The organism is Cetobacterium somerae, from assembly GCF_022430525.1.
Lineage (GTDB): Bacteria > Fusobacteriota > Fusobacteriia > Fusobacteriales > Fusobacteriaceae > Cetobacterium_A.
On sequence record NZ_CP092519.1, the window covers coordinates 54,878 to 66,548 of the forward strand.

12 protein-coding genes are annotated in these 11,671 nt (G+C 30.8%); 11 read left to right on the top strand and 1 reads right to left on the bottom strand.

Features of this window, described 5'->3' with window-relative positions; translation table 11 throughout:
* The first annotated feature begins 108 nt into the window (after positions 1 to 108).
* Genes secA through pcp form a run of 11 tightly spaced genes read left to right on the top strand, consistent with a single transcriptional unit; the run spans position 109 to position 11,255 of the window.
* Positions 109 to 2,730, top strand: coding sequence for a preprotein translocase subunit SecA (secA, locus tag MKD34_RS00270; RefSeq protein WP_240219158.1), 2,622 nt, complete (start codon positions 109 to 111; stop codon positions 2,728 to 2,730).
* Between the two features lie 9 nt (positions 2,731 to 2,739).
* Positions 2,740 to 3,477, top strand: coding sequence for a hypothetical protein (locus MKD34_RS00275; RefSeq protein ID WP_023052132.1), 738 nt, complete (start codon positions 2,740 to 2,742; stop codon positions 3,475 to 3,477).
* Between the two features lie 56 nt (positions 3,478 to 3,533).
* Complete coding sequence (locus MKD34_RS00280) at positions 3,534 to 4,391, top strand: PHP domain-containing protein (protein WP_240219159.1); 858 nt, start codon at positions 3,534 to 3,536, stop codon at positions 4,389 to 4,391.
* On the top strand, positions 4,388 to 5,383 hold the full coding sequence (gene rfaD / locus MKD34_RS00285; protein ID WP_023052130.1) for an ADP-glyceromanno-heptose 6-epimerase: 996 nt from the start codon (positions 4,388 to 4,390) through the stop codon (positions 5,381 to 5,383). The genes MKD34_RS00280 and rfaD overlap by 4 nt, the downstream gene beginning before the upstream one ends.
* Before the next feature lie 11 nt (positions 5,384 to 5,394).
* Positions 5,395 to 6,198, top strand: coding sequence for an undecaprenyl-diphosphate phosphatase (locus tag MKD34_RS00290; RefSeq protein ID WP_185890827.1), 804 nt, complete (start codon positions 5,395 to 5,397; stop codon positions 6,196 to 6,198).
* Positions 6,199 to 6,214: 16 nt separating this feature from the next.
* Positions 6,215 to 7,615 (top strand): coproporphyrinogen III oxidase, encoded by a 1,401-nt coding sequence (locus MKD34_RS00295; protein WP_240219160.1) that lies wholly within the window; start codon positions 6,215 to 6,217, stop codon positions 7,613 to 7,615.
* 1 nt (position 7,616) lies between these two features.
* Complete coding sequence (locus tag MKD34_RS00300; protein WP_240219161.1) at positions 7,617 to 8,114, top strand: ComEA family DNA-binding protein; 498 nt, start codon at positions 7,617 to 7,619, stop codon at positions 8,112 to 8,114.
* 10 nt (positions 8,115 to 8,124) lie between these two features.
* Positions 8,125 to 9,006: an Hsp33 family molecular chaperone HslO gene (gene hslO, locus MKD34_RS00305; protein ID WP_240219162.1), complete on the top strand. Its 882-nt coding sequence runs from the start codon at positions 8,125 to 8,127 to the stop codon at positions 9,004 to 9,006.
* Positions 9,003 to 9,665 (top strand): DUF969 domain-containing protein, encoded by a 663-nt coding sequence (locus MKD34_RS00310; RefSeq protein ID WP_240219163.1) that lies wholly within the window; start codon positions 9,003 to 9,005, stop codon positions 9,663 to 9,665. The genes hslO and MKD34_RS00310 overlap by 4 nt, the downstream gene beginning before the upstream one ends.
* 12 nt (positions 9,666 to 9,677) lie before the next feature.
* Positions 9,678 to 10,595, top strand: coding sequence for a DUF979 domain-containing protein (locus MKD34_RS00315; RefSeq protein ID WP_240219164.1), 918 nt, complete (start codon positions 9,678 to 9,680; stop codon positions 10,593 to 10,595).
* An 18-nt stretch (positions 10,596 to 10,613) separates the two neighbouring features.
* On the top strand, positions 10,614 to 11,255 hold the full coding sequence (gene pcp / locus MKD34_RS00320) for a pyroglutamyl-peptidase I (protein WP_240219165.1): 642 nt from the start codon (positions 10,614 to 10,616) through the stop codon (positions 11,253 to 11,255).
* A 34-nt stretch (positions 11,256 to 11,289) separates the two neighbouring features.
* Here pcp and MKD34_RS00325 read toward each other — a convergent pair whose 3' ends face one another.
* Positions 11,290 to 11,565, bottom strand: a complete 276-nt coding sequence (locus MKD34_RS00325) for a hypothetical protein (protein WP_240219166.1) — start codon at positions 11,563 to 11,565, stop codon at positions 11,290 to 11,292.
* Between the last annotated feature and the right edge of the window lie 106 nt (positions 11,566 to 11,671).

Here is an 11,671-nt window from a genome sequence, read left to right on the forward strand (position 1 = left end):
ATCATGGGTCAAATTTTTCAGATGTGGGCTATAAATTGACTAATAAATCTAATTATGGTAATATATTGAGTAACAAATAAGCACAATAAAGCTAGGAAGGACGTAAGGATGTTTGGAGATTTATTAAAGAAGATTTTCGGTACAAGAAATGACAGAGAGATTAAAAGAATCAAGAAATTAGTAACAATGATAAACTCGTTAGAACCTGAAATAGAAAAACTTTCAGATGATGAGTTAAAGGGGAAAACTTACGAATTTAGACAAAGATTAGAGAAAGGCGAAACATTAGATGATGTTTTAGTTGAGGCTTTTGCAGTTGTGAGAGAAGCATCAAAAAGAGTTCATGGAATGAGACACTATGATGTACAATTAATTGGTGGAATTGTACTTCACGAAGGAAAAATAACAGAGATGAAAACAGGAGAAGGAAAAACATTAGTTGCAACAGCTCCAGTTTATTTAAATGCTTTAAGTGGAAAAGGAGTTCACGTTATAACTGTTAATGATTATCTAGCTCAAAGAGATAGAGAGTTAATGGGAAGAGTTTATGAATTTTTAGGATTAACTTCAGGGGTAATTGTAAATGGAATGGAAAATGCAGCAAGAAAAGCTGCTTATGAAGCTGATATTACATATGGTACAAACTCTGAATTTGGATTTGACTATTTAAGAGACAATATGGTTAACAAAGTTGAGGATAAGGTTCAAAGACCTTTAAATTTCTGTATAGTGGATGAGGTTGACTCGATACTAATCGATGAAGCTAGAACGCCATTAATCATATCAGGAGCAGCTTCAGAAACGACAAAATGGTATTCTATTTTCTGCCAGGTAGCTTTTAGATTAGATAGAAGTTTTGAAACGGAAAAAATAAAAGATGCCAAAACAAAAAAAGAGATGAATATTCCTGACGAGCAGTGGGGAGACTATGAAGTAGATGAAAAAGCTAGAAACATAGTTTTAACAGATAAAGGAATTAAAAAAGTTGAACAATTATTAAATATAGATAACTTATACTCACCAGAGCATGTTGAGTTAACTCACTATTTAAATCAAGCCTTAAAAGCAAAGGAACTATTTATAAAAGATAGAGACTATTTAATTAGAGAGGGAGAAGTAGTTATAATTGATGAGTTTACTGGAAGAGCTATGGAAGGTAGAAGATACTCAGATGGTCTTCATCAAGCTATTGAAGCAAAAGAAGGAGTAAATGTTGCTGGAGAAAATCAAACACTTGCATCAATAACACTTCAAAACTACTTTAGAATGTATGATAAATTAGCTGGTATGACAGGAACTGCAGAAACAGAAGCAGCAGAATTTATGCATACTTACGGTTTAGAGGTAATCGTAATACCAACAAATAAACCTGTACAAAGAGTTGATTTCCCTGATTTAGTTTATAAAACAAAAAAAGAGAAAACAGATGCTATTATAAAAAGAATAGAAGAGCTTTATGCAAAAGGACAACCAGTTTTAGTAGGTACTGTATCAATAAAAAGTTCAGAGGAGCTTTCAGAGTTATTAAAAGAAAAAGGTATCCCTCATAATGTCCTTAATGCTAAATTACATGCTAAAGAAGCAGAAATTGTAGCTCAAGCAGGAAGATATCAGGCTGTAACAATAGCTACTAATATGGCAGGTAGAGGAACTGATATCATGCTAGGAGGAAATCCAGAGTTTAGAGCTATTGCAGAGATTGGAAGTAGAGATGCTGGAAATTATCCAGTAATTTTAGATAAATATAAAGTTGAATGTGAAGAGGAAAAGCAAAAAGTAATTTCAGCTGGTGGATTATTTATTTTAGGTACAGAGAGACATGAATCTAGAAGAATAGATAATCAGCTAAGAGGTAGAGCAGGAAGACAAGGAGACCCAGGAGCATCGGAATTCTATCTATGTTTAGAGGACGACCTTATGAGACTGTTTGGATCTGAAAGAATTCAAGGAGTTATGGAAAAGCTTGGACTACCTGAAGGGGAATCAATTCAACATAGAATGATAAACAAAGCTATTGAAAATGCTCAGAAAAAAGTTGAATCAAGAAACTTTGGAATTAGAAAAAATCTTCTTGAATTTGATGATGTAATGAATAAGCAAAGAGAAGCTATCTATGCAAGTAGAAATGAAGCTCTAGAGAAAGAAGATTTAAAAGAAACAATTTTAGGAATGTTAAAATCAAGTATTTCAGACATAGTTGTGGAAAGATTTGTAGGAGAATTTAAAGATGAGTGGGATATTGTTGGAGTTAAAGATGCTCTTCTTGAAAAATATGGATATGAAATAACAGATATGCAAGAATATAAAGCTTTAACAGTGGAAGAATACGCTGATAAAATATATAAAGATATTGAAAAAGATTATGAGAAAAAAGAGGAAGAAATAACTCCTGAAATCATGAGAAAAGTAGAAAAATATGTTTTATTTGAAGTGGTAGATGCTAGATGGAGAGAACATTTAAAAGCTTTAGATGCTTTAAGAGAAGGAATCTATTTAAGATCTTATGGACAAAAAGACCCGTTAGTAGAATATAAAATTATATCTGGAGATATGTACTCTAGAATGTTATCAACAATAAAAACAGAGGCGACATCATATATGTTTAAAGTTGTTGTTAAAAATCCTGAAGAGGAAGTTGTAGAACCAGGGGTAGAAGAGGAACTAGATTTCGATTCAGCTTGTAAGTGTGGAAGTGGAAAAATATACGGAAAATGTTGTGGAAGAGTGTAGGGAGGAAAAATGAAAAAAACTATAGTTCTAGTTGCAATGTTAGCTGCATTAACTGCATGTAGCTCACTAAATAAAAACAATGTTAATTTACAAGAGAAGTATAAAGTTGATACAGTGGCTATGAAAAACTGGGAAGAGACATTCAGCACAGTAATAATAGGAGAGTCTGAATTAGAAGATTGGTACGGAGCAGATCAACCAATAAGCTATTTAGCAAGAAATCAAAAACTAGATCAAAAACAAGTAAAATTTTTAGATTCTTTAAAGACAAAGGGAGAGATAACAGAAGCAGATCAAGAGCAGTTTAACTCTATTCTAGAAAAAACTGTGAAAAAACTTCCAAGAGAGTACTATTTAAAAGATGAAAACTTTAAAGACCCTGCAGGATTAGCTAAATATATGGTAACTCAATCATATGTAAGAATGGCAAATCCATCTAATCATATAGCTAATGAAGTTGCTACAAAAGAGGAGTGGGCTGAAATAGTTGAATTCTCTAAAAAGAGTGACTTATCAGAAAAAGAGATAAAAAGATTTAGAAAACTTCTAAACAAATTTATAAAAAGAGGAGAGTTCTTTGATTCAAAATCATGGTATTTTGTAGAAGTATCTCCTAGAGTTGTACAAGTAAATGATATTTACAAGAAAAAAGAGAAGACAAAGTTAGAGAAGAATAATATAAATGCAAAGGCTTTATACCTTGCTTATTCAGAGTATTTTTCAAAATTAGAAAAGTGGGATGACTAAAAAACTGTGGCGCCTTTAGAGATAAAGGTGCCATTTTTACTTAAGGGAGGAGTCTTATGAAGGATTTAAGTGAAAGGTATGATTTACATACTCATACAACATATTCAGATGGAACATTTACTGTGAAAGAGCTTTTAAATAGAGCTAAATACATTGGTTTAAAAGGAATAGCAATAACAGACCATGATACAATGGAAGGTATTTCTGAGGGGAAAGAGATAGCTCGTGAACTAGATTTAAAATTTATACCTGGAATAGAGTTTTCATGTTCTTATCAAGGATATGAGATTCACATTTTAGGATATTTTTTAAATGACAAATCGGAAAAATTAGCGTCAAAACTAATAGAGCTAAAAAAAGCTAGAAAAGAAAGAAATGAAAAAATTATTAAAAAATTAAATAATTTAGGCCTTAAAATAACAATGGAAGAGATAGAAAAAGAAGCTACAGGAACTATTGTAAGCAGAGCTCACATCTGTAATGTTATGATGAATAAAGGATTTGTTTATTCAAAAGGTGAGGCTTTTAAGCAGTACTTAGGAAGAAATGGTGTAGCTTATGTAGAAAAAGGTAGCTCAGATCCTATTGAGATTATAAAGCTTATAAAGGAATGTAAGGGAATCTCAGCTCTAGCTCATCCTAGTTTAATTTGTGATTCAAGAGAAAGAACAGAAAAGATAATAGATATTCTTTTAGAGGCTGGATTAGATGGATTAGAGGTAGAGTATAGTTCATATACCCCTAAAGAGATTAAATACTACAGAAAATTAGCCACAGAAAAAGGTTTGTTGAAAGTTGGGGGATCAGATTTTCATGGTGGAAATAGAGTGGGAGTAGATATTGCTCATGCTTCTATTAAAGAAGAGGATATAAAAGATTTATTAGAAAGAGAAAGCAAGGAGGAAGTAAAATGATTATAGTAACAGGAGCAGCTGGATTTATAGGAAGCGCTTATATTTGGAAATTAAATGAGATGGGAATAAATGATATATTAGCTGTTGATAAATTAAGAACTGAGGAAAAATGGTTAAATTTAAGAAAGAGAGATTATGCTGACTGGTGTGATAGAGATGAGCTTTTTGCATGGCTTGAAAATGAAGAAAATGCAAGTAAAGTAACAGCAGTTTTACATATGGGAGCTATATCAGCAACAACTGAGAAAGATGGAGATCTTTTAATGAAGAATAACTATGAGTATTCAAAAAAGTTATGGGATTTCTGTGCTGATAGAAATATTGTGTATGTATATGCCTCTTCAGCAGCTACTTATGGTGGAGGAGAGCAAGGTTATAGTGATGAGGGAACTCCAGAAGAACTAAAAAAATTAATGCCATTAAATAAATATGGATATTCTAAAAAATTCTTTGATGATTGGGCATTTAAGCAGGAGAAAGCTCCAAAACAATGGATAGGAGCTAAATTCTTTAATGTATATGGGCCACAAGAGTATCATAAAGGAAGAATGGCTTCAATGGTATTCCATACATTTAACCAATTTAATGAAAATGGTGGAGTAAAACTATTTAAATCTCATAAAGAGGGATATAGAGATGGGGAGCAATTAAGAGATTTCATCTATATTAAAGATGTTGTAGATATGCTATATTTCTGTATGTTTAATGAAGTTCCATCAGGAGTTTATAATATAGGAACAGGAGAAGCAAGAAGCTTCCATGATTTATCAATGGAAACTATGAAAAATGCTAGCGAAAACTTTGAATTAAAAACAGAAGAAGTAATAGAGTTTGTTCCAATGCCAGAGGATTTAAGAGGAAGATATCAATACTTTACACAAGCTTCAATGAGAAAATTAAGAGAAGCAGGTTATACTAAAGAGTTTTGTTCTTTAGAGGATGGAGTAGCTGACTATGTAAAATATCTTAAAAAAGAGGATAGCTACCTATAGGAGGAGATGAAATGAATCCATTTTTACTAGTTATTATACTGGGAATTGTAGAAGGGATGACAGAGTTTGTTCCTGTAAGTAGTACAGGTCATATGATATTAGTGGAGAGATTTATAAACTCTCCTCTTGTATCTAAAAGTTTTATGGATAACTTTTTAGTAATTATTCAGTTTGGAGCTATTTTATCAGTTGTAGCTTACTTTTGGAAAGATTTAACTCCTTTTGTAAAAACAAAAGAGGAGTTTAAAGAGAAATTTTCTTTGTGGACAAAGATAATAGTGGGAGTTTTACCTGCAGGAGTTATTGGATTGTTAGCAGATGATTATATATCTGAATTTTTTATGGATAACACAACAGTAGTTGCAAGTATGCTTATACTTTATGGTATTATTTTTATTTTAGTTGAAAGAAAAAATTTAAAAGGTAAAGTAACTTCAATAAAGCAGATGTCATATAGATTGGCTTTTACAATTGGATTTTTCCAATGTTTAGCTATGATTCCGGGAACATCACGTTCAGGAGCGACGATAGTGGGATCTTTACTTTTAGGTGTATCTAGAGCGGCAGCAGCAGAGTATTCATTTTTCTTAGCTATTCCAACAATGGCAGGAGCAACTCTACTGAAGCTCCTAAAAAATGGACTTAATTTTACAACTTTAGAATGGCAACTTTTAATAGTGGGATCTGTGGTTTCTTTTGTTGTAGCATATGTTGTTATTAATTGGTTTATGGGATATATAAAAAAGAGAACTTTTGTGGCTTTTGGAGTATATAGAATCATAATTGGAATTTTAGTTTTATTATTAATGAAATAGGAAGTGGTGTATTTAAGTGTCAATAGTTACTAACTTTCCTCTAAGTGAAAAAAGTTTAGAGGAGTTTGTAAGAATTATGTTACCTAAAGAAGTAGGTAAAGATATAAAAGGTGAAGTAAGTTATAAAGAGAATAAGATAATTGTAAAAGCTGAAATAGATGGAAAAGAAGCTATAATGGAAGAGGAGAATTTAGAGCATATAATTGAAGATCAAAATTTAATAATGTTAAAAGGAGGTCTATTAAAAGCTCTTAATAAAAATTATCCATGGGGTAGTTTAATTGGTGTAAGGCCTACTAAAATGACTAGACGACTTATGCAAATGGGATTTTCAAAAGAAAGAGTTAGAAATCTTTTAAATAATATGTACCTTGCTAATTTTGATAAAATAGATCTTTTAATGAGAGTTATTGAAACAGAGGAAAAATTATTAAATAAAGATGCAATGAATATGTATATAGGTATTCCTTTTTGTCCATCTAAGTGTAGATATTGTTCTTTTGCTTCTTATGAAATAAATAGTAGTTTAGGTCGTTTTTATCCAAAATTCGTAGAAACACTTTTAGAAGAGATTGAGCTTGTAGGAGAACTTTCAAAAAATAAAGGTTATAAATACGAATCATTGTATATAGGTGGTGGAACACCAAGTATTTTAACAGAAGAGGATACTGAAAAAGTTTTAAAAGCAGTTCATAAAAATATAGATCTTTCAAATTTAAAAGAGTTTACCTTTGAAGCTGGAAGAGAAGATGCTATAACTAAAAGAAAACTAGAGATTCTTAAGGAATATGGAGTAGATAGAGTAAGTTTAAATCCTCAGACATTTAAAGAACAGACTTTGAAAGATTTAAATAGAACGTTCAATAGAGAACATTTTGATGAAGTGTATAGAGATATAAAGGAGATTGGATTTATATTGAATATGGACTTAATATTAGGATTACCTGGTGAAAGTGTTGAAGATATATTAAATACTTTGAACGAGCTTGAAAAATATGATATAGAAAACTTAACGGTTCATGCCTTAGCTAAAAAAAAGGGATCACCTCTATATCATGAAGATTTTGAGGAATCTGAAGTTGAAAGAATGTTAGTTGAAAATGCAATAAGTGAACTTGTAAAAAGGAAAGGAATGGAACCTTACTATATGTATCGTCAAAAAAATAGTTTAGATTGGGGAGAAAATGTAGGATACTCTATTCCAGGAGCTGAATCTAGATTTAATATAGAGATGATAGAAGAAAATCAACAAACTATGGGTCTTGGTGGTGGAGCTATAAGTAAAGCCATTCATAAAGAAACAGAATATATTGATCAAATAGAAAGATTAGTTAATCCTAAAGATCCAGCATTATATATTGCAGAGATGAGAATGAGACACAATAAGAAAATAGAACTTTTTTCTAAGGAGATATAATATGAAAAAGTTAATTTTTTCAATTTTAATTTTATTAATATCAACTTTTTCTTATGGAATAATTGAAAGTGAATTTAAAGTTATTGAGAGTAAAAATACACTAGATGCTCAAAATTTACTTTTAGATATTAATAAAGCAAGTAAAAGTGATATGTTAAAAAACGGAATATCTCAAAGTTATGTGGATAAAATAATAGAATATAGAGATATAACTGGTGGATATAAAAAATTAAACGAAATGACTAGAATATCTGGAATTGGAAAAAAGACTTATGAAAAGCTAAAAGTAAAGTTTAAAGAGCCACAAAATATTAAACTAAATAGATTTAATATCAATAAGGCAGATGATAAAACTTTAATATATTATGGATTTAGTAAAAAAGAGATACAAAGCATTAGAAAATACCATGAAAATAGTACTATTAGAAATAATTTGGAATTAAAAAAAATTATTTCCAGTAAAAAATATGAAGATTTAAAAGATTATATCGATTATTAGAGGTGAAAAAATGAGTAGATTAATTAGAGGTGTAAGTAAAAATGCAAGATTTGTTCTTGTAGATACAAAAGATATTGTACAGGAAGCTTTAGATATTCATAAGTGTAGTCCAACTGCTATATCAGCTTTTGGAAGACTTCTTTCAGCTGGAGTTATGATGGGAGCAACCCTAAAAGGAAATGATATACTAACACTTAGAACAATGACAGATGGACCTTTATCAAGTATGGTAGTAACAGTTGATAAGGATGGTGTAAAAGGTTATGTTTCAAATCCAGAAGCAGATTTACCAGCAAAAGAGAATGGACAACCAGATGTTCAAGCTTTAGTAGGAAGAGGAACTTTAAATGTTATCAAAGATTTAGGTTTAAAGGATCCTTATGTTGGAGTATCAACAATAGAAAGCGGAGAGATTGCATATGATATTGCATATTATTATGTAACTTCAGAGCAAACACCTACAGTAATAGCTTTAGGTGTAGATTTAGAAAATGAAACAACTGTTAGATCAGCTGGTGGATACATGATTCAGCTTTTACCAGATGCAGAAGAAAATTTTATAGTAGAGTTAGAGAAGAAAATAGGAGCTATTAGAAGTGTAACAGAATTATTTAAAGGTGGAATGGATTTAGAAAGAATCTTACACCTTTTATATGAGGATATGAATGATGAAAGTCATGAGAAATTAGTAGAACCATATGAAATTTTAGACTCAAAAGAGATAAAATATAATTGTAATTGTGATAAAGAGAAATTCTATAAAGGAATTATAACTTTAGGAAAAGAGCAATTAGAAGAGATATTAGCTGAAAGAGGAGAGGTAGAAGCTGAGTGTCATTTCTGTGGAAAGAGATACTCATTTAAAAGAGAGGATTTAGGTGAGATATTGTGATTAAATTAATAGGGGTATTAATTATTCTAATTGGATTTATAATCAAATTAGATACTATAGCTGTTGTTTTAATAGCTGGAATAGCAACAGGACTTGTTGCGGGAATTGACTTTATCGAGGTTTTAAATATTTTAGGAACAGCTTTTGTTCAAACTAGATATATGACATTATTACTTTTAACACTTTCTGTAGTTGGAATACTAGAAAGAAATGGTTTAAGAGAAAGAGCTTCAATTTGTATATCAAAACTAAAAGGTGCAACAGCTGGAAAAGTATTATCAATATATGTAACAGTAAGAATGTTAGCAGCAGTTTTATCTATGAGATTAGGTGGACATGTTCAATTTATTAGACCATTAATTTATCCTATGGCAAAAGGTGCTATTGAGAAGGATGGAGTAGTATCAGAAGAGTTAGATGAAGATTTAAAAGGAATAACTAACGCTTCAGAGAATTATGCTAACTTCTTTGGACAAAATGTTTTCGTAGCATCTTCAGGAGTTCTTTTAATTGTTGGAACTTTACAAGAGTTAGGTGTAAAAGTAGAAGCATACGATGTAGCTAAAGCTTCAATACCAGTTGCACTAATAACTTTAGTATTAGCATATTTCCAATACTACCGTTTAGATAGAAAAATTAAAAAGTTAAGAGCAAAGTAGGAGGCAAAATTAATGGATGTAAAGATGTTATTAGAATTTATGTATATACTTTGCGGAATTATTTTATTAATAAGTGGTGTATATTCATTTTTAGATAAAAATAATCCTAAAAGAATAGGATCAGCGGCATTTTGGATGATATTTGGTTTCTTATTTATTGGTGGGCCACATGTAAATCCATCAATAGTAGGAGGGTTACTACTAGTAATGGGAGTTTTAAGTGCTACAAAATCTGTTTCACTTGCTTCGTTTACAACGAGTACAGAGGAGTTTAGAGAAAAGCAAGCTCATAAAATTGGAAATATGTTATTTGTTCCAGCTGGTTTGATAGGAGTTGTAGCTTTTTCGATAGCTCAATTTACAAAATTAGGTGGTTTAATAGGATTAGGAATTGGAGCGATAGTTGCCTTAATTGTTACTATGATAGTAACAAAAGAAAAGTTTGATAAAATTCCTTATGATTCAAGTAGAATTTTACAACAGATGGGTCCAACAGTTATTTTACCACAACTTTTAGGATCTTTAGGTTCTGTATTTGCTAAAGCTGGAGTTGGAACTGTAATTGCTGGAATAATGGGAAGTGTGGTTCCAGAAGGAAATATTTTAGCAGGAGTAACTGTTTATTGTTTAGCAATGGCTATATTCACAATGATTATGGGAAATGGATTTGCGGCTTTTGCAGTTATAACAGCAGGAATAGGTTATCCATTTGTTATAGCTCAAGGTGGGAATCCAGCAGTAGTTGGAGCGCTAGGATTAACAGCAGGATTCTGTGGAACTTTATTAACACCAATGGGAGCTAACTTCAATATAGTTCCAGCATCGATACTAGAGATGAAAAATAAAAATGGTGTAATATTAAAGCAAGTAGGTGTAGCGGTACCTCTTCTTGCAATACATGTTGTATTAATGTATTTCTTAGCATTTTAATTTTTAGGAGGTAGTGTAATGAAAGTTTTAATTACAGGTTTTGATCCATTTGGAGGAGAAAGTATAAATCCAGCGTGGGAAGCAGTGAAGGCAATGAAAGATAATATTGATGGTATAGAGGTAATAAAATTACAAATACCAACAGTTTTCAAAAAATCAGCTGAAAAACTATTTGCAGGAATAGAAGAGCATAAACCAGATGCTGTTATATGTATTGGACAGGCTGGTGGAAGATACGATATGTCGGTTGAAAGAATAGCTATTAATATGGATGATGGTAGAATTCCAGATAATGAAGGATATCAACCAATCGACACTCCAGTTTATGAGGATGGAGAAAATGCTTACTTTGCAACACTTCCTATTAAAGGAATCGTTGAAGAGATTAAGTTAGCAAAAATACCAGCATCGGTATCAAATACGGCTGGAACATATGTATGTAATCATATAATGTACTCATTACTTTATTATATATCAAAAAACAATTTAAATGTAAAAGGTGGATTTATTCATGTTCCTTATATAACAGAGCAAGTTGTTGATAAGAAAAATATGCCTTATATGGAAGTTACAACTATAACAAAAGCATTAGAGTGTGCAGTTCAAGCTTTAAATAAATATGAAATTGATGTAAAAGTTTCAGGTGGTAAAGAGTTTTAATGAAAAAAGCCCGTCGTAATGATGGGCTTTTTTACTATTCTTCAATAATACCAAGAACTTCATCTAACTCTAATAAAATTTGTTCTTTAGAAGAGTCATTTATTTTGATTCCAGATTTTTTAGAAAAGATAACTTTATCATTAATATTAAATAAAGAGTTTACTTCAGAATTAGAGCTTAAAGAGATTATTTCTCCAACTCTGTAATTTTTTTCCTCGTTATTTTGAATTAATATAATTCCTGTAGATGTTTTTTCTTCTAAATTTATAGTTTTAACAAGAATTCTTTTACCAATAGGTTTAATTTTCATTTTTACCTCCTAAAATATTTTAAGATAATAAAATTGTAGCAAAAAAAAATAAAAAAGCAATAAAAATAAAAGAAGAGATGACGGGAACATCTCTTCTTAAAACGGG